We start from the raw sequence: 24,794 nt of genomic DNA, 5'->3' as shown, positions 1-24,794 counted from the left end.
CGCGCTCGTGCGGGTTCGACCGATTCGGTGATTGCGGACGAACAGGAAACGTCGTGTGCCGCCTTACCGCACGATGTGTTGCGGCCACCGGCGCCGGTGTGAACCGCCCCAAAAAAAGTTCGAAACTCATGGTTCGCCTTCACACCTAGCGGCGGATCATCGCGTAGGATCGTTCGTGTCGGCCCCTCCCCCCCGGGCCGACCTTATGCGGGCCTCGGCCAACTCCCCCCCTTCGCCGAGGCCCGCTCTCATGTCCGGACCCGAAGTTCCGGCCCTCGTTCCGGCCCTCGCGACTCTCACCTCTCTCGGCACCGACTCGTCGAAATCGCAGCGCGCTACCACCGTCCTCGACGGATGGGCCTCGCTGTGGCGAAAATTGACCACCGCAATGATGAGATATTTCTAGTATCATTATCTCATTCTGTCGCTGCAGTTGATCAAGGGAGATCCGCATGACCGCGTCCGTCGACGACACCGCCTTCACCCGGGTCGACCCCGACGTGCTTCCCCCGCGTCGGCCGTTCGGTCCCGGCACCCGCACCTGGGAAGAGGTCGGCCTGATCACCTTCTCTCTCACCGCAGGTTCGGCGTTCCTGTTGCAGACCATGGAACCGACCATCTCCGCCGTGGTCGACAAGTACTCGACCTTCCGCACCGATCCGGTCGGCCGAGCCGTACGCAGCCTCTCCGCGGTGATGACCTGGACCTACGGCGGCGAAGAAGCACTGGCCGAAACCGAGCGTCTGCGCACCATGCACGCCCCGCTCAACACCGTCGACGAACACGGGGTCAAGCACAAGGCACTGTCCAGCGGCCCCTGGGCATGGGTGCTGCACACCGGCACCTTCGCGTTCAGCGAAAACGCGAAGTACTTCTCGCGTCGGCCGCTCACCAGAGCCGAGAAAGAGGAGTACTACCGGGAAACATTGCAGTTGATGCGTAACTTCTCGGTGCCCCCCAAGGAATTGCCCGCCACCTACGCGGATTTCGAGAAGTTCTTCACCGATACCGTGGAAAACCATCTCGTCGCCACCCAGACGGCTCGCGACTACCTGAAGGTGATCCGCACCATCGCCCCGCCGAAGCAGTTGCCGCGGATTCTGCACCCCCTGTGGCGGCTGTCGGCCGATCCCATCGGACGGATGCAGTACTTCGTCACCGTGGGCACCACCCCCGAGGCTGCGCGACGCAAACTGGGCCTGACCTGGACCGAATCCGATGAACGCAAACTGCGTGTGCTCGGTTGGGTGATCGCCCGCCTGATCCCCCTGCTGCCGGAACGGCTGCGTTATTTCCCCATCGCCTACGAAGCGCGCCGACTGGAGCGCGACAAGGCCAAACTGCGCAAGGTCATCGCCACCCGACCGGTCTGAGAATCGCTCGGGCATATCTACCTCGGGCATATCTACCTCGAGCATATCTACGTGGCCGCCCTCGCCTCCTCGACGGGGGCCACACAGAGGCATCTCCGGGCCGCTTATCCGGCTCGTCCACGCTCGTACCGTGGAAACCCTTCTCGTATAGAACAGCTCCGCGGCGGCATCGAGCACAGGTGGCTCCACGCGGACGATCGCAACAGTATCTGTTAACGCTCGTTATACTCTCGCGGAGCTCGAGCCGACAGGAGCCGCGACGATGACCAGCACCACCCTCGTCCCCGACTACCACCAGGTAATCCGCCTGTCCAGGGAGCTGGGCCCGTTCACGGTCCCCGAGAAATTCCGGGACGAGAACGACCACATGAACGTGCGGCACTACTTCGACCTGTGCGTCGAGGGAGCGGGTCGGGTATTCGACCGGATCGGCATCACCGACGACTACCGCGCCGAACGCGGTCAAGGTTTCTTCACCGCCGAACACCACATTCGCTACTACGCCGAAACCCGGGTCGGAGACGAGGTGTCGGTGTACTTCCGCGGTATCGAACGCTCCGACAAAGTCGTGCACGGTATGGCGCTCCTGGTCAACGACACCACCGAAAAACTCTCCTGCACCCTGGAATTGGTCGGTATCCACGTCGATCTGACCAGCCGGAAGGTCACCCCGTTCGCCCCCGATATCGCCGCCGCGATAGATCGCGAACTGCGCTCCGCGGATGTCGACTGGTCCGCACCCGTCTGCGGTGTCATGGGAGTTCGCCGGTAGCCGACCCGATAACCGGCAGGTGATTCGCCACCGGTGTATCGAACTCCGCTCACCTCGGATCGTCCGCGAATACGTCCGCGGGCCCGGCGGCCCGGTCACCCTCGCGATGAGATCTGCTGCACGCTCCAGCTGTTACCGTCCGGGTACTCGAAGAAGATGAAGCCGACATTGTCGAGCGGATCCATTGTGGGAGAATGATTTTCGTCCACAACTCGGATATCGGTGACCGCGACGCCGCGCGCCACCAGTTCCTTGTGCGCCTGCTTGATATCGGACACGACCAGTTGGAGACCCTTCACGGAGCCGGGTTCCATCTTCGGGATCGCGCCTTCGCCGATGACTATGGAGCAACCGGAGCCCGTGGCATCGGCTGCACGATGCGCCCGCTGTTGCCGACCCTTGTATCGTGGTCGACCGTGAACCCCGATCGCTCGCTGTAGCAGTCCTTCGCCCGATCGATATCCGATACCCGGACGATAACGACCCCGCGGGTCCAGTTCATGGCGTTTCCTTTCGGATCGGTACAGATCTCAGCAGAGACGGCCCGACGCCGCGAGAATCATCGCCTCTCGGTTGCGTGGCTGCCAAACGTTCGTGCGTTCGACCACCCACCGACGGGTGTGGTTGATCGGCACGAACGCGCCCTTCGGACTGATCCGCCAATCGCATCCCAGCTCCTCGAGGAGACTTCGAGTGATCACGGAGTCCTGGCCTGCGTCCAAGTGGACAGTGATCTTCTGCGGCAGATGAAATCCAAAACCTCGAGTTTCTCGAGTGTGGGACGCAGAAGAGGAAAGTCGTTCCGGTTGGCTCCGGCCGGGACCCGGCCGATTGGAATGCCACCGCATTTCACCACGAAGTCGTCGAGGTCGGGCCCGACCGCCTGATCATGGCACCAAGAGCGAGACGGTGGATTGCGTTGAAAACACCCGCTCGGATCCATTCATCGCGCCGGGCACGCATCCTGGTCGCCGAGCAGGTCTCGTCCGCGTGCTGTCGGTAGGAACCTCCCAGGACGAGGCGGGCAAGGAGTTTGTCGAACACGACCCTGTCAAGGATGCGGGAGCGATGGCACCCCAGAGGATGAGCGATGGTCCGTTCGGGAAGCAGAGGAAACAGAAGCGCCCGCCCCTACGACAGACACGCGACTGCGACAGGGGCGAGCGTCGTGCTGTTCGGTCTATGCGTCGGCCTTGACAGCACCTGAAGCCCGGCCGGTGACCACCGCGCCCAGGGCCGGCCCTGCGATAGCCAACACCGCAGCGACAAGGAATGGATCACCGGCGTGCAGAGCCGGAGCGAAACCGATTCCCACATAAACGGCCACACCGGTCGCGCCACCGAGCTGGTCGGCGGCGCGCTGGACGCCCGAGGCGATCCCGGCGTCGTCGTCCGTGGTCCCGCTGACCGCGATGTACTGCAGGCCGACAAGGCCGAAACCCATACCCGCCGCGATCAGCAGCATCGCCGGGAACAACCATGCCGCCCCACCACCGAGGACGGTGACGACAGCGACCACGACCATCGCGCCCGCGGCGCAGGCGAGTCCGATCATCACACACGCACGCGCACCCCAGCGTTCCAGCAAGTGCGGTACGAGCATCGAAGCCGCGATCAGCGCCACCGCCAGCGGCAGCATCGTCAGTCCTGCCCCGAGCGGACCGATGCCTAGCCGGTCTTGGAGATAGAAGGTGAACAGCAGGAACGAGGTCGACAGCGCTCCACTGAGCAGCGTGGTGGTCAGGTTCGCCCGCACCCGGGACCGGTCGGCGAAGAAGGTCATCGGGACCAGCGGGTTCTGCGACCTCGACTCGACCCACACGAACCCGACGGCGGCCGCTGCCGCACCGGCAAGCGAGGCCATGATCGGCCACGGACTCGTGCCGGGCTCACCGGCCTCGACCACGGCGTAGACGAACAGCAGCGGGCACGCCGTCAGCAGGAGCGCGCCGGGCAGGTCCGGCCGGCCCCGCTCACGGGGCACGGACCGGTCGGCCGGAACCAGGAAAAGCGCAGCCATAACCACGACCACGATGAACGGCACCGAGACCAGAAACACCCATCGCCATCCCAGGTGAGCAGTGATGATCCCGGACAGCGCGAACCCGAGCACCAAACCGCAACTGGCCACGGCTGCCCACACGCTCAGGGCGTGGGAACGGCGCGGCCCTTCGGGGAACAGCAGCACGATGGTTGCCATCGCCGCGGGCAGCGCGACGGCCTCACCGGCCCCTTGCAGGAGACGAGCTGCGACCAGCACCGGGAACGAGGGGGCAAGGCCTGCCAATAGGGACGCCGCGCCGAACAACATCGTGCCTACCAGGAGGGTACGGCGGCGGCCCAGCAGGTCGCCGAGCCGACCGCCGAGCATCAGCAACCCGCCACCGGTAATCGTGTAACCGACCACGACCCAGGTCAGGGAGTGGCCGTCGATGCCGTAGTCCGCACCGATCGAGGGCAGCGCGATGTTGACCACGGTCACGTCGACCGCGATGAAGAATTGCAGCATAGACATTGCGCACAACACGAGCCATACGCGTACAGGGGCGGGACTTTGCCCGCGAGAAGTAGAGGAAATGCCTGAAAGCATCGAGTGCTCCGTCGCTCTGAAGGGTTACCGAGCAGCACCAAGGGCCGCTCCGGACCAGTTCACGAAGCGGCTGGACGTTCCAGGTGAAGTGTTGTTACGAGCTGGTCGTCCCGCCGCTAGCGAGACGACCAGGTCACTGCCGCGCAAGCGGCCGAGCACGAAGCGCCTGACATGCCCCGAATCCTATCGACGAGCATCTGCTCCCATGTCACAGACGTCTGCACCTATCCGCGCGATCTCTAAGGGATTTCGGCGGTTTCGCCTTGAATGAGGAGCGGAATGAGGAGCGCTCTCTACCTGAGATCGCAGGTAGAGAGCGTTTTCTGTGGAGCCTAGGGGAATCGAACCCCTAACCCCTGCCTTGCAAAGGCAGTGCTCTGCCAATTGAGCTAAGGCCCCTAGCGAAGTACCGGATGGTGCCACATTCGCCTGCGAAACAGTAGCGGTCCGGCACATACACCGTCAAACAAGGGTACCCGGATCCGACCCGAGCCACGGCCTGGACAGTCCGTAGACGCCGACCAGGCCGTGATCAGGCGGCCGCTACTCGGCGGCCGGTCGAAGTGACAGGAACAACGATCCGGCGCGGGTCAGCGCGTGGTGACCTCATGCCAGAGATCGGCGTCGCTGCGCCGACGCAGCTTGGTGACACCGATGAGAACAGCCAGTACAGCACCGATGATGAGAACGCGTTTCATGGCTATCAGCCTAGTCGTAACCGATTCGGCCGGTTGAGCGGTCCCTCGTTGACGATACAAGACCGGCCCGGTGACTCGGATAATGAAGATCCTTGTCGCAGAACGGAAGCTACGGTTCCTCCGACCGTGAGGATGGATCCCCCTCAGAGCATGCCTGCTCTCATTCGAGGTTTCCATCCGCAGGTTGTGCGGTAGGGGTGCGGCAACCCCGATGCCCGGGCCGCTCGTTCGGCGTCTCGGCCCCTTCCGGAACGGGCCGGTGGGATCCGACGAAAACGACCCTCGACCGATAACCGATCAGAGGGTCTTTTGCAGATATTCACGGGAGTGTGGGCCTAGGAGGACTTGAACCTCCGACCTCTTCGTTATCAGCGAAGCGCTCTAACCGCCTGAGCTATAGGCCCGTGGGGGACTCGCCCCGTTACGAGCGAACCGGAGCTAAAGGTTACCCTGTCCCCTATCGAACAGCCAAAACCGCAGGTAGATAGCGGTTCCATCGACCATGGGAGGGACTTTCCGCGCTATTTCGCCCTGGAAACCCCGAAGGCCGGTGCCCAGCGGATGACACCGGCCTTCGAGGTCGTTGTTGCTCAGTCGGGATCGGCCAGGGTCACCTGGATGCCGCCGACCATATCGCAGCACTGGTTGTAGATGAATGTGCCGACGGTGGCCAGCGCGGTGAACAGCACCACGTTGATCAGACCGATGACACCGGCATAGCCGAAGACCGTGCCCGCGTCGATCAATCCCATCGAACCGCTGTCCTGCGAGACCATATCGGTGAACGTGTTGTTCAACCGCTCCCAGACGCCCATGCCCTCGAGCACGATGTAGAGCAGCCCGACCGCGAGCATCCATACGAAGAACATGGCGACGCTGATCACCAGGCTGATCTTCAGGGTGGACCAGGGGTCGATCCGGCGGATCTGGACGGTCGCGCGCAGCGCCTCACCACTGACGCCCGCCCGGGGCGCCGACGACGCGACCGGGGCCTGCGCCCGGGGCGGATTCTCCGGGGGGAGCGGATGGCGGAGCTCGGATAGGTCCGGCATGTCCTTGATCAGCTCCGGTCGGGCGATACTGCGGGTGGGACCGTCCAGGCCGATGGATTTCACCATGGCCGCCTCTTTACGGGCCGCCTTGGCCGCCAGGTCGGCGGTGGTACGGGCATTGGTGGCACCACCACTGAGACCGACCGGCGGGGAACTCGGCTGACTCCGCCCGGGGACCGGGGCGTAGCCCGGTCGTTCCAGATTCGTCTGCGGCTCTCGCTGCGGCAACTGCGACCAGCCCTCCTGGTAGGGGGACTTCGCGCCCCCACCGGCCTGTTCGGCAGCCTGGCCGCCTTGCGGCGCCGAACCGGACTGCGGGCCACGACCACCTTGCGGTGCCGAACCGGGCTGGGGTCCCGGACCACCTTGGGATCCCTGGTTGCCCTGTGGTCCCTGATTGCCTTGCGGCCCGGGACCGCCCTGCGGCCCCTGATGGCCCTGCGGCCCCGGGCCACCCTGTGGGCCCGGGCCACCGGCCGGCCCATTGGACGCTTGAGCGCCCTGCGGCGGAATCGCGGGCCCGAACTCGCCCTGCTCGCGCTGATCCTGCGGCTGACCACCGGCGGGATTACCACCTTGTTGCCCGCCGCCGGACTGCTCGTTCTCCGCGGCGACACCCGGTCGCGGGATCGGGCGCGGCTGAATGGGTGACTGTGCCATCCTCTCGGTCACACCATTCGTCTGTTGCCGCTCGTCGTTCGGCTGTTTCGGAGTGGTCAATTGGGAATCCTCGGATCCGTTCGTTGCCGCCGCTATATGGATTTACTGCTCTGAGACGTCGCTGCCATCGATCCGTTCGGGTTCGTCGGCGTTGCGCGCGATCGCAAGCAACGTATCTCCCTCGGCGAGGTTCATCAATCGCACACCCTTGGTCTGCCTACCGGCCCGCCGAACCTGCCGGGCCGCGGTGCGGATGACACCGCCGCCGGAGGTGATCGCATACAACTCATCGTCGTCGTCGACGATGAGCGCCCCCACCAGAGTGCCACGCCGCGTGTCGTATTGGATTGTCAATACACCTTTTCCGCCACGTCCCTGCGGGGTGTACTCCTCGATGGCCGTCCGTTTCGCGTAACCGCCGGATGTCGCGACCAGAAGGTAGGTACCCTCCCGAACCACATTGAGCGACAACAATTCGTCGTCGGCATTGAACCGCATACCCTGCACGCCCGAGGTGGCGCGCCCCATCGGGCGCAGCGCCTCGTCGGTGGCCGAGAAGCGGATCGACTGTCCCTGGGCCGATACCAGCAACAGATCGTCGTCGGCAGAGCACAGGACGGCGCCGACCAGCTCGTCGTTGTCCCGGAGGTTCACCGCGACGATACCGCCGCTGCGATTGGAGTCGAAGTCCGACAGGCGCGACTTCTTGACCAGCCCCTTCTTGGTGGCCAACACCAGGTACGGCGCGTCCTCGTAGGACCTGATCCGGATGATCTGGGCGATCTTCTCGTCCGGCTGGAAGGCCAGCAGGTTCGCCACGTGCTGACCGCGCGCGGTCCGGTTGGCCTCGGGCAGTTCGTAGGCCTTGGCGCGGTAGACCCGACCCTTGTTGGTGAAGAACAGGATCCAGTCGTGAGTCGAGGTGATGAAGAAGTGCTTGACGATATCGTCCTGTTTGAGGCCGGCGCCCTGCACGCCCTTACCGCCACGCTTCTGGCTGCGGTACAGATCGGTCTTGGTGCGTTTGGCGTAGCCGGTCTCGGTAATGGTGACGACCACGTCCTCACGGGCGATCAGGTCCTCGTCGGCCACATCACCGTCGGCGGCGATGATCTTGGTGCGCCGCTCGTCGCCGTACTTCTCCACGATCTCGGCCAGCTCGTCGCGCACAATGGCGCGCTGCCGCTCCGGTTTGGCGAGAATATCGTTCAGGTCGGCGATTTCGGCCTCGATCTTGGCCAGTTCGTCGATGATCTTCTGCCGTTCCAGGGCCGAGAGCCGGCGCAACTGCATGTCCAGAATGGCGGTGGCCTGGATCTCGTCGATATCGAGCAGCTGGATCAGGCCGGTACGGGCGGTCTCGGTATTGGCCGAGCGGCGGATCAGCGCGATGACCTCGTCCAGGGCATCCAGCGCCTTGACCAGACCACGCAGGATATGGGCTCGTTCCTCGGCCTTGCGCAGCAGGTACCGGGTGCGCCGGATGATCACGTCCAACTGGTGGTTGACGTAGAGCCGGATCATCTGGTCGAGCCGGAGGGTGCGCGGCACGCCGTCGACGATGGACAGCATGTTCGCGCCGAAACTGGTCTGCAGCTGGGTGTGCTTGTACAGGTTGTTCAGCACGACCTTGGCCACGGCATCGCGTTTGACGGTGACCACGATGCGCAGGCCCACCCGGTCGGAGGACTCGTCGTGGATATCGGCGACACCCGCGATCCGGCCGTCCTTGACCTGTTCGGCGATCGCGTTGATGAAGTTGTCGGTATTGACCTGGTAGGGCAGCTCGGTGATGACGATCGTGGTGCGTCCCCGGCTGTCCTCCTCGATCTCCACCACACCGCGCATCCGGATGGAACCGCGTCCGGTGGTGTAGGCGTCCTGGATGCCCTGGGTGCCGACGATCAGGCCCGCGGTCGGGAAGTCGGGCCCCTTGACCCGTTCCATACAGGCGGCGAGGGTGGTCTCCTCGTCGGCATCGTGGTTGTCCAGGGCCCAGTAGATGGCCTCGGCCAGCTCGGTGAGGTTGTGCGGCGGGATATTGGTCGCCATACCGACCGCGATGCCGTTGCTGCCGTTCATCAGCATATTCGGCACCCGGCTGGGCAGGACGACCGGTTCCTGGGTCTTACCGTCGTAGTTCGGGATGAAATCGACCGTCTCGTGGTCGATTTCGCGCAGCATCTCCATGGCCAGCGGGGTGAGCCGGCATTCGGTGTAGCGCATGGCGGCCGCGCCGTCGTTACCGCGGCTGCCGAAGTTGCCCTGGCCGTCGACCAGCGGGTAACGCATGGACCACGGCTGGGCCATCCGGACGAGGGTGTCGTAGATGGCCGAATCGCCGTGCGGGTGGTAGTTACCCATGGTGTCGGAGACCGGCCGGGCCGATTTCACGTAGCTGCGGTCGGGCCGGTAGCCGTTGTCGTACATGGCGTACAGAATCCGGCGGTGCACCGGCTTGAGGCCGTCGCGTACCTCGGGCAGGGCACGGCCCACGATCACGCTCATCGCGTAATCGATGTAGCTGCTCTGCATCTCCTGCTGGATATCGACCGGTTCGATCCGGTCGCCCGCACCGCTGGGCGGCAAGGTGGTGTCGGTCATGAAGTCTCCTGGTACGAAAAGAAGTCAGGGCTGGTCACCGCGCGCTCCGGCGCAGGCGGGACCGGCTATACGTCGAGGAAGCGGACGTCCTTGGCATTGCGGGTGATGAAGCTGCGACGTGCCTCCACGTCCTCCCCCATCAGCACGCTGAACAGTTCGTCCGCGGCCGCGGCGTCGTCCAACGTCACTTGACGAAGCACCCGAACCGAGGGATCCATGGTGGTTTCCCACAGCTCCTTGGGGTTCATCTCGCCCAGACCCTTGTACCGCTGGATGCCGTCGTCCTTGTTGATCTTCTTCCCGGCGGCCAGACCGGCCGCCAGCAGGCCGTCGCGCTCTCGGTCGGAATAGGCGAACTCCGGCTCGCTGCGCTGCCACTTGAGTTTGTACAGCGGGGGCTGCGCCAGGAAGACATGGCCGTTCTCGATGAGCGGGCGCATGAACCGGAACAGCAGAGTCAGCAACAGGGTGGAGATGTGCTGTCCGTCGACATCGGCGTCGGCCATCAACACGATCTTGTGGTACCGCAGTTTGGAGATGTCGAACTCGTCGTGGATACCCGTGCCGAAGGCGGTGATGATCGCCTGGACCTCGTTGTTCTTGAGGACCTTGTCGATGCGGGCCTTCTCGACATTGATGATCTTGCCGCGCAACGGCAGGATCGCCTGGTACATCGAGTCGCGGCCGGATTTGGCCGATCCGCCGGCGGAGTCGCCCTCCACGATGTAGATCTCGGACTTGCTCGGGTCCTTGGAGCGGCAGTCCGCCAGCTTGCCGGGCAACCCGCCCAGGTCGGTGGCGCTCTTCCGCCGTACCAGCTCGCGGGCCTTGCGGGCCGCGACCCGGGCCTGCGCCGAGGACACCGCCTTCTGCACGATGGTCTTGGCGTCGGCCGGGTTGGCCTCGAACCAATGCGCCAGGTGCTCGTTGCAGGTGCGTTGAACGAACGATTTGACCTCGGTATTGCCGAGTTTGGTCTTGGTCTGGCCTTCGAACTGCGGTTCGCTCACCTTTACGCTGACGATGGCGGCCAGACCTTCCCGGATATCGTCGCCGGTGAGGTTGCCGTCCTTCTCCTTGAGGAGTTTCTTCTCCTTGGCGTACTTGTTGACCACCGAGGTCAGCGCCGCGCGGAACCCTTCCTCATGGGTGCCACCCTCATGGGTGTTGATGGTGTTGGCGAAGGTGTGCACCGACTCGGAGTAACCGGAGTTCCACTGCATGGCCACCTCGAGCTCGTGCCCGGTGCCCCGGCCGGTGAACGCGACAACCGAGTTGTGGATCGGAGTTTTCGTCCGGTTGATGTGGCGGACGAAATCCTCCAGGCCACCCGGGTAGTGGTAGGTGCGCGTCTTGACCTTGGGTTCGGCCGGTGCCTGCTCCCCGTCCTCGGCGTGTTTGGGCGCCTCGGCGGTCTCGCTCACCACCTCGTCGGTGACGTCGGTGTCGCCGACCCGCTCGTCGGTCAGCACGATGGTGAGTCCCTTGTTGAGGAACGCCATCTCCTGCAATCGGCGGGCGACCGTCTCGAAGTTGAAGGTCGTGGTCTCGAAGATCTCCGGATCGGGCCAGAACCGGATGGTGGTACCGGTTTCCCGGGTGGGTTCACCCTGGATCAGCTTGCCGGGGGTGGCGTCCTTGTAGCTCTGACTCCAGTGGTAGCCGTCGCGCTTGACCTCGGCCTCCAGCCGGGTGGAAAGCGCGTTGACCACGGAGATACCGACGCCGTGCAGACCACCGGAGACCGCGTAGGACTCGGAGTCGAACTTGCCGCCCGCGTGCAGCTGGGTCATGACGACCTCGATGGTCGGAATGCCCTGGGCGTGCATGGCGACCGGAATACCACGGCCGTCGTCGACCACCTGCACACCACCGTCGGCCAGCAGCGTGACCTCCACTCGGGTGGCGTAACCGGCCATCGCCTCGTCGACCGAGTTGTCCACAACCTCCCAGATCAGGTGGTGCAGACCGCGTTCACCGGTCGAACCGATGTACATGCCCGGGCGTTTGCGTACCGCCTCGAGCCCTTCCAAAACGGTAATGGAGGAGGCACCGTAGTCCTGTTTGGCCGATGTCGCCTTCTTCGAGCCCTTGGAGTCGTTGGCAGCCACTGGTCGGTAGCTCTCCTTACTTGCTGATCCCCGGAACGGCGGTCGGTTACGCGGGCACACCCGGACCGACGAGAGCTCGAGACGAAACGGCTGCTCGAGATTCCCGGCCCACACGCGGGCTGTACACAACGCACCGACAGGGTCGCCGCTGATTACCTCTCCATCCTACTTGCCCGCCCAATTTACAACCCACCTACGACACCTCTGGCAGCGCCGAGGAGAAGAGAAATCGAAGCGGCACGGGTCGCCTCCGCCTGACGGCCGTTTCGATCCATCTGAGATGGCCTGAGAGTTACATGAGGCACAGCGGCCGATCACGCGTGGATCAACGGCTGTCGAATCGATCGATGAACTCCGCGGTGAGCACGACCAGATCGACGACATGAGTGAACGGCGACCAGTGCCGGGCATCGATCTCACGAATGGTCAGATCACGAACCCAGTTGCCCGCCTCGGCGTGCACTACCGGTCGAACGGCGCGATCGCCGGTGGCGACGATCACCTGTACGGGCACCTCGATCGGGCGCGGGCGGGGATGGCGCAGGTGGGAGTGGATATTGGCCCGATAGAGCTCGAGACCGTTGACCATATCCGCACGCAGGGTGGGGCCCGTGCGCACCACGGCGGGATCCAGGCCGTCGAAGAGCGATAGGAACCGCGGCCAGTGGCCGGCCAATCGCCGCAGGACCATCTCCGGTAGTCGCGGTACCCGGAAGGCGAAGGTATACCCCGAGGCCAACCCCTGTTCCACCGAACCGCGAAGCCGCGCCGGTGAGAACGGACCATGCAGATAGGCACCCAGGAAATCGAGGTTGGGCCCGGATATCGACGTGAACGAGCCGATGAAGGTGGGTGCGTCGTCGGCGCCGACCAAATCCCACCCGATCACCGATCCCCAGTCGTGTCCGACGATATGCACCCGATCACCGGATGCGACGGCGTTTGCGACCGCCCGGGTATCGGCGGCGAGCTCCGCGAGACGGTAGGCCGCGGTGGTGCGCGGAACCGTACTGGCGCCGGCGCCTCGATTGTCGAAGGCGATCACCCGATAATGCGAGGACAGTGCCTCGGCGACCCGATACCACAGCACATGGGTGTCCGGCCAACCATGGACCAGCAGGACCGGCGGTCCTGCGGGATCACCGCACTCGAAGACCGCGAGTTCGATATCGCCCCGCCGGACGATGCGTGTCGGAACGGCGGGGAACGGATCGGTGGAGACGGTCATGGGCACCTTTCACGCTATCCGTAGGTATCGCGCGGACCCCGCCCTCGAATATGGCGTTCGCCCTTGCGCCAGCTGGGCGCGGCGGGACCGGAGATACGCAAGGATTTGACCACACCCGGCCCTACCGCGGCGGTGATCTTGGCCAGGATCTGCGACTGCAACATCCGTAACTGGGTGGCCCAGGCGGTCGATTCCGCCGCGATACTCAGGACGCCGTTCTCCAATTTGACCGGTACGGCATGCGCGGCGATATCGTCGCCGACAACCCCGGCCCAACGACCGAATACCGTCCCCTCGGCCACTTTGGCCGACCAACCGCGGCTGCGCGCGATCGAGGTGGCGAGGGTGGACAACAGCTGTGGATCCCGATCGTCCGGGCGAGCTCCGGACCATCCGGTACGCCTGCGCGCACCCGAACGGGCCCCTCGGCGCGGGGAGGAGCGACCCTGACCCACGGATTTGCCGGCGGCGCGGGCCGCGGCCCGCGCTTCTTCGAGAGCACGGCGAGCCAGGTCGATCCCGCGCAGTTCCGACTCGCCGCCGGCGGGTTGAGGGTTCGTGGGTTGTCCAGGCTGTTCGGTCATGGCTGTGTTCCACTCACCTGTCCAAGTTATCCCCAGTTGTTATCCCCAATTACGCCCGGTTTTCCCCAGGGGGTAACAGCACATGTAAGCTGCGGCCGCCTCGAGCCGCCCCAGGTGGTGATCAATCGACAGTTGGAGCATATACGCAGGTCGGAGCAAATTTTTCGACTATCGACATTGCTGTTGACCGATAGGGTACGATCGCTGCTCCGATGCGGGCGACGATCGGTCGAAGCAAGTTATCCACAGGGTTGTGGATAACTTTCCACAGGTGCGCTGGGCAGGGTTTCTGTCCGGCGAGACACTCTACGGCACCCTACCGACGGGCGCCTCGGGCGGGAAGCCCCCGGGGAATGTTCCTGATCATGTCGATTCACCCGACCCCGGTAGCACGGTTCCCCGAAGGTTTGCCGCGGGTGAATCGATACGGGATACCCGGTGATCGGCGGCGCCCTCGGTGATCACCCGGACGGTGGTGCCACTCAACTCGGCGGGCACATCCTCGGGGACCGCCGCGGTGATGAGCACCTGTTCGGCCTCGGCGGCCACCCGCGCGAGCGCCGCGCGACGCCGGCGGTCGAGTTCGGCGAAGACATCGTCGAGCAGCAGCACCGGCTCGGTACCGCCTGCCCGCAGCAGATCGAACGCACCCAGACGCAATGCCAACGCGAACGACCAGGACTCCCCGTGACTGGCGAAGCCCTTGGCCGGGGTACCGCCGAGCAGCAGATCCAGGTCGTCGCGATGCGGACCGACCAGGCAGACACCCCGTTCCAGCTCCTTGGGGCGAGCGGCGGCCAGTTCCCGCAACAACACCGATTCCAGCACCGCGGTGTCATCCGGGGTGGGTGCCCGTTCGGGATCCAAGAACTCCGGCGGTAGTGCCGCGCTGCGGTATCCGATCGCCGCCGGACGCGACTCCGGGGCGATGGAAGCGTAGGAACGGGCGAGATGGGGGTACAGATCGTGAACCAGCCGCAGGCGCTCGGCGACGAGAACGGCGGCGTGACTGGCCAGATGCCCGTCCCAGACGTCGAGGGTGCCCAGATCCGCTTTCGACCCGGCACGCCGACCGGCGGTTTTCAACAGGGCCGAACGCTGTCGCAGCACCCGCTCGTAGTCCGAACGAACCGCCGCCAGGCGCGGTAACCGAGCTATGCACAACTCGTCGAGAAAACGGCGCCGCTCACCGGGATCACCGCGCACCAGTGCCAGATCCTCCGGAGCGAACAAAACGGTGTGCAGAATGCCCAGGATCTCGCGGGGGCGACGTACCGGCGATCGGTTGATCTGGGCCCGATTGGCCGAGCCACGGTTCAACTCCACATCAATGCGCAGCTCCCGCCCGATATTGACCACATTCGCCCCGATGCGGGCCCGTTCGGCCCCCATCCGGATCAAGGGCGCGTCGGACGCGACCCGATGGGAGGCGAGAGTGGACAGATAGCCGAGGGCCTCCAGCAGATTGGTCTTGCCGTTGCCATTGGCGCCCAGGAAAACCGTCACGCCCGGGGAGAGCTCGATATCGGCCTGTTCCCAGGAGCGAAAGTCGCGCAGGGTGAGCAGCCGGACGAACATGGGTCAGACCACCCGCACAGTGAGCCCAGGGTTGTCCACGAATGTGGACAGCGTCGCCTGCACGCCCCGTCAGCTCGGCAGTCGAACCGGCATCAACAGGTAGACGTAGTCGCTCTCCAGCGCCGCGTAGGCACCGGAATCGAGTACCTGCGGTTCCTCCTCGCTCGCGGGCAGCAGCACCGCCGGACGACTCGGTGTGGTGAAGCCGAAGGTAACCCGTTCCGCGTGGAGCGCCGACAGACCATCCGTGAGATAGCCCGGGTTGAAGGCGATGGTCAACGGTTCGCCGCGGAAGTCGGCCGTCAGCCACTCCTCGGCTCGACCCGCGTCGTCCCCGCCGGCCGACAACAGCAGGCCTTCGCCGGAGAACTCCAACCGAACCTGCGCCCCACGCTCGGCGACCAGCGCCACACGTTTGATCGCTTCGGTGAGCGCGGCGACCTCCAATGTCGCGATCGAGGTGTGTTCCTTGGGCAGCAGCTGGCGGAACTTGGGAAACTCGGCGTCGAGCAGGCGGGTGGTCGTCCGACGGCCCCCGTTCACAATGCCCATCAGCCCATCCGATCCCGACCCCAGGGACAGTTGGACGGGCGCCTCGGACGATCCCAGGGTCTTGGCCGCCTCGGAAAGGGTCCGCGCCGGAATGAGCACCGCGGTCTCGATATCCGGGCGCGTGGGCTTCCACTGGATATGCCGCACCGCCAGGCGGAAACGATCGGTCGCCGCCAACACCACCTCGGAGCCCTCGATCTCGACCCGAATACCGGTGAGCATGGGCAATGTGTCGTCACGTCCGGCGGCGACGGCCACCTGCCCCACCGCCTCGGCGAACAGATCGACCGTGAGCTCGCCGCTGGCCTGGGGCACCTCGGGCAGCTGTGGATAGTCCTCGACCGGCATGGTGGGCAGGGAGAACTTCGCACTGCCACAGGTGATCAACACCCGACTGCCCTCGACCGAAACATCCACGGGCTTGTTCGACAACGCCTTGGTGATATCGGCGAGCAACCGACCGGAAACGAGTACCTCGCCGGCTCCGGCGACCTCGGCGGCGACGCGCATCTGAGCCGACACCTCGTAGTCGAAGCCGGAAACGGTCAGACCATCGTCGTCCGCGACAAGTAGGACCCCGCCGAGGACCGGGACGGGTGGACGTGACGGCAGGCTGCGCGCCACCCACGCCACCGATTCCGCGAAATCCTCACGGGCGACCCGAAACTTCATGTTCGCAAGCTCCATCGCCCGACTGTCCTCTCCCGTTCCGTGATCTCTTGCGGCGGCCGGATACTGCTGGATCGGCCGCTTGGGAAGTGTGGCATAAGCGGCCGACATCAAACCGTACCGCGTGCGGGGCGAGTTATCGGCTCGACCCTCTGGTCCCGTGGCACGAACCCGGCCGTGCGGTTGATGGGATGAGCGCGCTACGACGCCCCGGTTCGTTCCGGAGGAGGGCGCCGGTGCGATCTCTCTCGGTCATCCACATGAGCACACAAACGAGACGTCCACACGAACGAGCGTCCGGATGAGCGCGGACCGGAACCGAAACCGAACGGCCGCGCCGGAAGACGGTCGGGGACGACGAACGGTTCCTCGAAGGGAGACGGTGAGAACCCGGCGGCGGTACCGGGACTCGGCCCCCGTCCACTATCACTGTCCGTCCACTATCACTGTCCGTCCGCTGTCGGCCCGTACCGAGCCGATGTTCGTCCCTTCCTCCCCGCCTACCGGCGAGCGATTGCATTGGCGCGGTCCGTCGTCAACTTTCCACACCCCCTGTTTTCAAGAGAGTTATTCAAATGAAGAACTGAAGTAGTAATAGGGCCTGTGGAATCTGTGGAATCCCGGAGTTTTCGCAGGTAGATAGGCGTGGCGGGGTGTGGATGACCGTGGAATGAATCGTGGATGAATCCGGGGCTCCTGTGGAGAGCCCAAGGTTGTCCCAAATCCATCCTCGAGTTGTCCTCGAGTTGTTCCACTGTTTTCCCCTTGTTATGCACAGTGTGCACCGATCCGTGGATAACCGGTGGATTCCTCGAGGAATCCACAGGGATTCCTCGAGGAATCCACAATCCTGAACCATCGAAACCCCAGCTCAGCGCCTGTGGACTACCAACCCTGTGGAATCTGTGGACAACTGCCTGTGGACGAAGCGCGCCCCGCCGCCGCGAGCACCTGTGGATCAATCCGTGGATAACCGGTGGATTCCTCGAGGATTCCACAGGGATTCCTCGAGGAATCCACAACCCCGGGATAGAGAAAACCCCAGCTCAGCGCCATACACAGGCTGTGAGCCGGGGTTGCTGTGGATGAATGTGGATCAGCGGGAGCGCTGTTTGATGCGGGCGGTGAGCTCCTGAACCTGGTCGTACACCCGCCGCCGCTCGGTCATCTCCTTGCGGACCTTCTTCTCTGCGTACATGACCGTCGTGTGGTCACGGCCGAACGCTTGGCCGATCTTGGGCAGCGATAGATCGGTGAGCTCCCGGCACAGGTACATGGCGATCTGCCGGGCCTGGGCCAGCGGCCGGGCCTTACCAGGGCCGACCAACTCCTCCATCGTCGTATTGAAGTACTCCGCCGTGACGGCCATGATCGTGGCCGAGGTGATCTCCAATGCCGCGGTATCGGGCATCAGATCACGCAGCACCACCTCGGCCAGCGATTGATCCAGCGGCTGCCCGTTCAGCGAGGCGAATGCGGTGACCCGGATGAGTGCTCCCTCGAGCTCCCGGATGTTGCGCTCCACCCGACTGGCGATCAACTCCAGGACATCATGCGGGACGTCGAGGCGATCCATCCGCGCCTTCTTGCGCAGAATGGCGATCCGGGTCTCCAGTTCGGGCGGCTGCACATCGGTGATCAGTCCCCACTCGAACCGGGTCCGCAGGCGTTCCTCCAGGGTGGCCAGCTGCTTGGGCGGGCGGTCCGAGGACACCACGATCTGCTTGTTCGCATTGTGCAAGGTATTGAAGGTATGGAAGAACTCCTCCTGGATACCTTCCTTGCCTTCGATGAACTGGATATCGTCGACCAGCAGGATGTCGGTCTCTCGGTAGCGGCGCTTGAACGCCACCTTCCGGTCGTCGCGCAGACTGTTGATGAAGTCGTTGGTGAATTCCTCCGTGGACACGTACTTCACCCGCATCCCGGGGAACAGTCGCTGCGCGTAGTGTCCCGCGGCATGCAGCAGATGCGTCTTGCCCAGTCCCGAGGCACCCCACACGAACAATGGGTTGTAGGCACGGGCGGGCGCTTCGGCGATGGCCACCGCGGCGGCGTGCGCGAATCGGTTGGAGGCACCGATGACGAAGGTCTCGAAGGTGTACTTGGCATTCAGGCTCGCCGACGACGAGGTGGTCGACGGTTCCGGCTTCTCCGACGATTTACCGAAGTAGGTGGGCCAGGAGCTGCGAACATTGACCACTGGTTCGTCGTCGAGGCCGTCGCGCCGCGGCGCATCCTCACCCGAATCGCGCACACCTTCCTGTCGTGGCACAGATGTCGTGTCGTGTGTGGGTAGGGCGTCGGCGCCGAACAGCGATTCCTGTGCGGGCACACTGTCACGCCGCGGTGGGAGTCTTGGTTCGGACCGGTCGACCGATCCGGGGACAGGATCGCCCGGTGACACGGAAGCCGACTCTCGCTCCTCGCCGATACGGTCGGGGTACTCCCGGTACGTCGAATAGTTCGGGCCGCCGTAGTCGGACGCCGAACGAAGCTCCCGATCGGACTGGTACCGGGGGGTGTACTCGGTCGACGGGCCGTACTCTCGTGGCTCCGAATACTCCCGTCGTTCCGGAAACGACGGGTTCGGTGGATAGCTCGGCCCCTGCACAGGTTCAGCATCTCGTAGGTAACCGGGATCGCGGGAGAACTCCGAATCGTGTCGGCGTTCCGAGATGACGGGGGGATACTCACCGTCCTGCCGCGCCGCCGGGCCCACCGAGTAGTTCGTATCGGGGCGATCGGCCGCGGATTCGCCGAGATCGGAGGGGTATCGGATGGAACCGGACACGGTCTCCGGCGCCACGGCGGGCGGGAAATCCGGACGGGTATCGCCGTGCCGCTCCGGTCGGCTGGTCATTCTGGGGTTACGCGAGGGGCCGGCCGACGGCTCCTGGGTCGGTGGGGTCGGTGCGGCGATCCGCACTCCGAGTCCTTCCACCTGCGGACCCAGTCGTCGGCCCAATGAGCGCAGGATGGGTTCCCGCAGATCGCGTTCGATGGCTTCCTGGGCGAGTGAGGACGGAACCGAGAGCAGTGCGAATCCCTGGACGACGGTCAGCGGTTTGACCAGTTTCAACCAGGCCTGTTGGGCCCTGGTCACCGGCGCGATCTCGCCGTCGGGCGAACCGGTGGTCAGTTCGGCGACCACTTCGGGCCATATGGCGGCCAACACGTTCTGCTCGTCGTCCATGCACTATCCTCCCCGGGAGTCGGTCGATGGGCGCAGACGTCCGGGGGTACGCGGTGCGTCTACCGTTGGTTCGCTTCAGCGATGCTGCGTACGTCCTCGTGACCCGGGCCGGCCACGTCTGCCACCGCGCGGACGTGGCAACCCATATGGGACGCTGCCCGGACTCCCCCGTTTTCCAGGCGGCGGCGTGGCACCATCGGACCTACGAATATGCCACTCACAAGTAATCCACACAATTATCCACAGATGTGGAGAACACCTGTGGATTACTTGTCGGCCTGGAACGCCTCGGCGTCCCGGCCTCGGATGGCTTCTTACCTGCGGATCCGTATCGGCCCGGTGGTTGTGTGGCGATCTCGGCGGGTGATCTCGACCACCGGCTCGGCGGTTTCGTGCGCAGCAGGGTTTCCGCGGCGCGAACGGTATGCTTGCCACCGTAACGTATGTGAGCGGGCCCTCACCGCGGTATGGGCGAGTTTGACCAGCTACCGGGCGATAAGTACTCTCGTACAGTCACCGCTCGGTGTGGTGGTCGTCCTGTGCTGAGCAGCTGCATCATGCAGGCGGCTCGCCAGGGCCAACGCGCCGATGCCGACCTCATGAATCACCGAAAGCTTCGGGTGCCGTCGGGCGCCCACCAACTCGAGGAGTGTTGACCGTGGCCAAGGGCAAGCGGACGTTCCAGCCGAACAACCGTCGTCGGGCGCGGGTTCACGGCTTCCGCCTCCGGATGCGGACCCGTGCGGGCCGCGCCATCGTTTCCGCGCGCCGCCGCAAGGGCCGCGCCGCCCTCACGGCCTGATCGTCTCTCGAATTCGGTGTCCGATGTCCGGCCCGCCGAACGCCGTAGCCCACGCCGCTGATCGCTCACGCGCCCCCGGATTCTCGGGTGCTTCCTGAGCCGTATCGGCTGCATCACCGTGCCGATTTTTCTCGGACGGTGCGCCGCGGCCGGCGAAGCGGAAGGCCGGATCTGGTCGTGCATGCCTTTGTGCACCGGCCCGATCCTTCGACCGAGGACGGGTTGGTGCGGGTCGGTGGCCCGCGATTCGGACTGATCGTCAGCAAGGCGGTGGGCTCCTCGGTGGTTCGACACCGGGTGGCCCGCCGCCTGCGCCATGTATGCGCCGAAATTCGCGATGAGGTGCCGGCCGACGTCGATATCGTCATCCGGGCTCTTCCGGGTGCGGCGGTGGCCGACAGCGCTGAACTTCGACGCCAGCTACGTGGCGGACTGCGTAAGCTGGACCTGCGCGCCGCCCCTACCGATTCCTGCGCCGAGGCAGGTGAACCGTTGTGAGCTTCATGTCGACAACGGCCCGCTTACCGGCGAATACTTTGATCTTTCTGATCGAGCTGTACCGGACCTACGTGTCCCCCACCCGCCTGCCGGTCTGCCGATTCATCCCGACCTGCAGTGAATACGCGGTCACCGCATTACGTACTCGTGGACTCGTGGTCGGCCTCGCACTGACAGTTGTGCGGCTGGCCAAATGCGCACCCTGGCACCCTGGTGGGTGGGACCCCGTCCCACCGCGGCGGAGCAATGGCCCCGGAGACGGCGGTTCGTACGACCACGCAGAGGTGACCCGGCGTCGAGCGGAGCATCCCCATGAGCATGGGGACGAGGCACTCGCCGAATCGACGTCCGACTCCACCTCAGGGGGCGTTTCGGCGCCCGAGCTCAACGCTTGTAAAGGATCACCGCGTGTGATCGGCGACACGAACGACGGGAGTACATAGAGCCGTGCTCGACTTCATTTATTACCCGGTATCCGCGATCCTATGGTTCTGGCACCGGGTCTTCGGCTTCGTCTTCGGCGCGGACGCCGGCCTGTCCTGGGCGTTGTCGGTGGTGTTTCTCGTTTTCACGCTTCGGTTGGTTCTCTACAAGCCGTTTGTGAAGCAGGTTCGCACCACCAAACAGATGCAGGAACTGCAGCCGCAGATCAAGGAGCTGCAGAAGAAGTACAAGAACGATCGCCAGAAGATGGCGTTGGAGATGCAGAAGCTCCAGAAGGAGCACGGCTTCAACCCGCTGATGGGATGCCTGCCGATTCTGGCGCAGGTGCCGGTCTTCCTCGGTCTGTTCCATGTGTTGCGCTCGTTCAACCGGACCGGCCACGGGTTCGGCCAGCTGGGGATGGACGCCTACACCAATGCGCACACGCCGAACTACATCTTCAGCGTGGACGATGTGCAGTCGTTCTTGAGCGCACGCATCTTCGGTGCGCCCATCTCGGCCTTCATCACGATGCCGACCACCCAGTTGGAGGCGTTCGCCGACTACGGCGGTCTGCCGAGTCGGATCGGTATCGCCGCGGTCTCCATTCCATTGATGATCATCGCTGCGATTGCCACGCACTTCAACGCGCGGGCCTCGGTCGCCCGGCAGAGTCCGGAGGCGGCGGCCAACCCCCAGGCAGCGCTGATGAACAAGCTGGCGCTGTGGGTCTTCCCCTTCGGTGTGCTCGTCGGTGGTCCCTTCTTGCCGATCGCCGTCCTGCTTTACTGGGTTTCCAACAACATCTGGACCTACGGGCAGCAGCATTTGGTATTCGGCCGCATGGCCAAGGAGGAAGAGGCGAAGCGGCAGGCCTTATTGGAGAAGCGGGCGCAGAACGCTCCCAAACCGGGTGCCAAGCCGATCGATCCCAAGAAGAAGCAGACGGTGCGATCGGAGACCAATGGGACCACGGAGAAAACCGCCGAGGGCAAGGCGGGTGCCACGGTAAAACCGACTGCGCAGTCGGCCGGTAAGCAGTCGGGTCAGCGGCGCACGGGTGGTCAGAAGCGGCCGGGTAATCGCGGCCGGGCGAACCAGAAGCGCCGGCGCTGAGCCGAGGAACCTTATTCGCTGAGCATCACCGCTCGAGGTGCGGGCCGGACAACCGGGCGGCACCCGACGAATGGATAAAGGAAAACACATGACTCTCGAGACCGATGGTGAGGACGCCACCGTGGCGACGACAATGGCGGGCGCCGGAGCCGATTCCGACGATATCGTCAGCGACACCGAGGAGGCGCTGATCGAGGAGGGCGAGATCGCCGGTGATTACCTCGAACAGTTGCTCGACGTACTCGACTTCGACGGCGATATCGATCTCGATGTCGAGGGCGATCGCGCGGTGGTCAGTATCGACGGTGGGCGGGACCTGTCGAAACTGGTCGGCCGCAGTGGTGAAGTGTTGGATGCATTGCAGGAGTTGACTCGCTTGGCCGTGCAGCAGGTCACCGGTGTGCGCAGCAAGCTCATGCTGGATGTGGCGGGATGGCGAGCCAAGCGCCGCGCGGATCTGAGCGCCCTGGGCGCCGCCGCCGCCCAGCGAGTGCTCCAGAGCGGGAAGCCGGAGGCGCTCGCCCCGATGACGCCGTTCGAGCGGAAAATCGTGCACGATGCGGTCGCGGTCATCGACGGGGTATCGAGCGAGAGTGAGGGTGACGGGCCGAATCGTCACGTGGTGATTGCGCCGGAGTGATTCCTCCGGAGCCCCGATGCTCCTCGTATAACCGGATAACGGAACAAGATCCCGAGTCGTTCTCGGATTCACGCGGTCGCCGCGACATCCTCGAGGTGAGGATTGCGGCGACCGCGTCGTTTCGGTGGAGGCGGTCCTACTTCCCCCCGGTCGTCACAGGCTCACCCGTCCATGACCATTAGGGTCTTCGCTATGTCCTGGTGGTGGGCGCCAGGCGGCATGGACCGGATCCAACTCTTCTGGCCCAGACCCTTCGGAAGGATGTTTCACGTGGAACCTGACCTCGGCGGAGCGATCTCGATGCCGGAGCCACCACCCGCCGCCGCGGCGACCATATTCGGTCCTCGGCTCGAGTTGGCGCAACGGTACTGGGTAGCACTCGCCACCGCGGGGGTGGAACGCGGGCTCATCGGTCCCCGTGAGGTGCCGCGCCTCTGGGATCGGCACATCCTGAACTGCGCCGTGGTCGGCGAACTCATCACCGAAGATGCGACGGTTGTCGATATCGGTAGCGGTGCCGGCCTGCCCGGTATCCCGCTGGCCATTGCTCGTCCGGATCTACGGATAACACTGGTGGAACCATTGCTGCGTCGAACCGTCTTCCTGAAGGAATTCATCGAAGATGCGGGTCTCGATATCACCGTCGTACGCGGGCGTGCGGAACAGTCGGGGGTTATCCGGGAAGCGGGTGGCGCGGATATCGTGACCTCCCGTGCGGTCGCTCCCTTGGCGAAGCTCGCTCAGTGGTCCCTCCCCCTCCTCCGTCTCAACGGTCGGATGTTGGCGCTGAAAGGTGAGAGCGCCGCGGAAGAGTTGGAGCGTGATCGGGCAGAGGTCGAACGCGCCGGCGCCGGCCACCTCACGGTGGTCCAATGCGGTACCGGGTTGGTATCCACACCAACGCTAGTGGTGTCGGCGGAGCGTTTGCGGCGTTCCGAGCGTGGGCCGAAGCGCAATGGACCGCGAGCGGGGCGAGGCGGCCGAAAGAAATCCTGATCGGAGCACGGCCGGCTCTACCGACGTTAGATACGCGTAATACGCATGGGGTCGGGCCTGAGCGTCGGGGGCACGGGGGCTCGAGTGCGACCGTGATGGATTGTGGCTTCGCTGAGTCATAGCGGTGCATGTTTCATGTGAAACGTGTCCGTCGGTTTCGCCATCCGAGTTGGCGGAGCATGCCGTGACATCAGGGCGGTGCTGAGGGGTCCGGCATTCGATTGCACCGGTCCGTCTCGCACCCAGGTCTGTCCACGCTTTTGGGAGGGCTTGCGACCCGACCTGTGCCGACCAACTCCGGTACGCGGATCAAGGGTTGCTCTTTCGTGAAAAACGTAACCGACGCAGGTTCGAGCGGGTTGGGTCGATACGGCATCGCAAGTGTGGTTCGGCGTTCGGTCCACGGGCTGCGAAGTGGATACGTGAACACCGTTCCTTCGATGAGTCCGGGGTGGCTCATGGAGAACGGTGCGCTACCGGGTTCTCCGGAGCGGCCGGTCATGTGTTGTGGTTGGTGCACCGTTTCATGTGAAACATCGTGGCGATCGCCGGTCGATGCGTCCGAGGGTCGACTTTCGCGGTATATCGCGGGAGAGTCACAGCGGTTCGGCTTTCTTATTACGCTTCGTGCCGGCAAGCTAATAAACGTCGA

Annotated in this window: 17 protein-coding genes, 2 tRNA genes and 1 pseudogene; 8 read left to right on the top strand and 12 right to left on the bottom strand. The window is 64.5% G+C overall.

Going from position 1 to position 24,794, the window contains the following annotated elements; translation table 11 throughout:
• Nucleotides 1-452: 452 nt before the first annotated feature.
• Both ON32_RS00180 and ON32_RS00175 read left to right on the top strand, forming a co-directional pair.
• Nucleotides 453-1,373 carry an oxygenase MpaB family protein gene (locus tag ON32_RS00180; protein ID WP_040787732.1) on the top strand — a complete coding sequence of 307 codons (921 nt, stop codon included), beginning with the start codon at nt 453-455 and terminating at the stop codon, nt 1,371-1,373.
• A gap of 262 nt (nt 1,374-1,635) precedes the next feature.
• Nucleotides 1,636-2,145, top strand: a complete 510-nt coding sequence (locus ON32_RS00175; protein ID WP_040787731.1) for a thioesterase family protein — start codon at nt 1,636-1,638, stop codon at nt 2,143-2,145.
• 95 nt (nt 2,146-2,240) lie between these two features.
• Here ON32_RS00175 and ON32_RS30730 read toward each other — a convergent pair.
• The 12 genes and pseudogenes from ON32_RS30730 to dnaA form a co-directional block, all read right to left on the bottom strand.
• Nucleotides 2,241-2,647 (bottom strand): annotated as a pseudogene (locus ON32_RS30730) (VOC family protein).
• Nucleotides 2,648-3,325: 678 nt separating this feature from the next.
• A complete protein-coding gene (locus ON32_RS00165) occupies nt 3,326-4,660 on the bottom strand; it encodes an MFS transporter (protein ID WP_051132699.1) in 1,335 nt (444 codons plus the stop codon).
• Nucleotides 4,661-5,061: 401 nt separating this feature from the next.
• A tRNA-Ala gene (locus ON32_RS00160) sits at nt 5,062-5,134 on the bottom strand.
• Between the two features lie 629 nt (nt 5,135-5,763).
• A tRNA-Ile gene (locus tag ON32_RS00155) sits at nt 5,764-5,837 on the bottom strand.
• A 186-nt stretch (nt 5,838-6,023) separates the two neighbouring features.
• Complete coding sequence (locus ON32_RS30725; protein WP_040787730.1) at nt 6,024-7,205, bottom strand: DUF3566 domain-containing protein; 1,182 nt, start codon at nt 7,203-7,205, stop codon at nt 6,024-6,026.
• A gap of 42 nt (nt 7,206-7,247) precedes the next feature.
• Entirely contained in the window at nt 7,248-9,749 is a 2,502-nt protein-coding gene (gene gyrA, locus ON32_RS00145) for a DNA gyrase subunit A (RefSeq protein ID WP_040787728.1), read from the bottom strand.
• 65 nt (nt 9,750-9,814) lie between these two features.
• Nucleotides 9,815-11,860: a DNA topoisomerase (ATP-hydrolyzing) subunit B gene (gene gyrB / locus ON32_RS00140; protein ID WP_040787726.1), complete on the bottom strand. Its 2,046-nt coding sequence runs from the start codon at nt 11,858-11,860 to the stop codon at nt 9,815-9,817.
• 325 nt (nt 11,861-12,185) lie between these two features.
• Nucleotides 12,186-13,088: an alpha/beta fold hydrolase gene (locus ON32_RS00135; RefSeq protein ID WP_040787724.1), complete on the bottom strand. Its 903-nt coding sequence runs from the start codon at nt 13,086-13,088 to the stop codon at nt 12,186-12,188.
• A gap of 14 nt (nt 13,089-13,102) precedes the next feature.
• Nucleotides 13,103-13,672: a DUF721 family protein gene (locus ON32_RS00130; protein WP_040787723.1), complete on the bottom strand. Its 570-nt coding sequence runs from the start codon at nt 13,670-13,672 to the stop codon at nt 13,103-13,105.
• Between the two features lie 363 nt (nt 13,673-14,035).
• A complete protein-coding gene (gene recF / locus ON32_RS00125; protein WP_040787721.1) occupies nt 14,036-15,250 on the bottom strand; it encodes a DNA replication/repair protein RecF in 1,215 nt (404 codons plus the stop codon).
• A gap of 69 nt (nt 15,251-15,319) precedes the next feature.
• Nucleotides 15,320-16,489 (bottom strand): DNA polymerase III subunit beta, encoded by a 1,170-nt coding sequence (gene dnaN / locus ON32_RS00120; protein WP_040787719.1) that lies wholly within the window; start codon nt 16,487-16,489, stop codon nt 15,320-15,322.
• A gap of 1,078 nt (nt 16,490-17,567) precedes the next feature.
• Nucleotides 17,568-19,667, bottom strand: coding sequence for a chromosomal replication initiator protein DnaA (dnaA, locus tag ON32_RS00115; RefSeq protein ID WP_040787717.1), 2,100 nt, complete (start codon nt 19,665-19,667; stop codon nt 17,568-17,570).
• Between the two features lie 658 nt (nt 19,668-20,325).
• Here dnaA and rpmH point away from each other — a divergent pair.
• From rpmH to rsmG, 6 genes are all read left to right on the top strand, one after another.
• Entirely contained in the window at nt 20,326-20,469 is a 144-nt protein-coding gene (rpmH, locus tag ON32_RS27440) for a 50S ribosomal protein L34 (RefSeq protein ID WP_081706069.1), read from the top strand.
• A gap of 87 nt (nt 20,470-20,556) precedes the next feature.
• The gene (rnpA, locus tag ON32_RS00105; protein ID WP_040787713.1) at nt 20,557-20,967 is read left to right on the top strand and encodes a ribonuclease P protein component; all 411 of its coding nucleotides are present in this window, start codon (nt 20,557-20,559) and stop codon (nt 20,965-20,967) included.
• Nucleotides 20,968-20,972: 5 nt separating this feature from the next.
• The gene (yidD, locus tag ON32_RS27435) at nt 20,973-21,410 is read left to right on the top strand and encodes a membrane protein insertion efficiency factor YidD (protein ID WP_083873820.1); all 438 of its coding nucleotides are present in this window, start codon (nt 20,973-20,975) and stop codon (nt 21,408-21,410) included.
• 4 nt (nt 21,411-21,414) lie between these two features.
• Nucleotides 21,415-22,506: a membrane protein insertase YidC gene (yidC, locus tag ON32_RS00100; RefSeq protein ID WP_040787711.1), complete on the top strand. Its 1,092-nt coding sequence runs from the start codon at nt 21,415-21,417 to the stop codon at nt 22,504-22,506.
• Between the two features lie 88 nt (nt 22,507-22,594).
• Entirely contained in the window at nt 22,595-23,146 is a 552-nt protein-coding gene (locus ON32_RS00095; RefSeq protein ID WP_040787710.1) for a Jag family protein, read from the top strand.
• Nucleotides 23,147-23,407: 261 nt separating this feature from the next.
• A complete protein-coding gene (gene rsmG, locus ON32_RS00090; RefSeq protein WP_051132698.1) occupies nt 23,408-24,142 on the top strand; it encodes a 16S rRNA (guanine(527)-N(7))-methyltransferase RsmG in 735 nt (244 codons plus the stop codon).
• Nucleotides 24,143-24,794 lie beyond the last annotated feature (652 nt).

Source organism: Nocardia paucivorans NBRC 100373, assembly GCF_000308675.1.
Classification (GTDB): Bacteria; Actinomycetota; Actinomycetes; order Mycobacteriales; family Mycobacteriaceae; genus Nocardia; species Nocardia paucivorans.
Note: the sequence above shows the minus strand (reverse complement) of the source record. Positions and strands in the feature narration are given on the sequence as shown.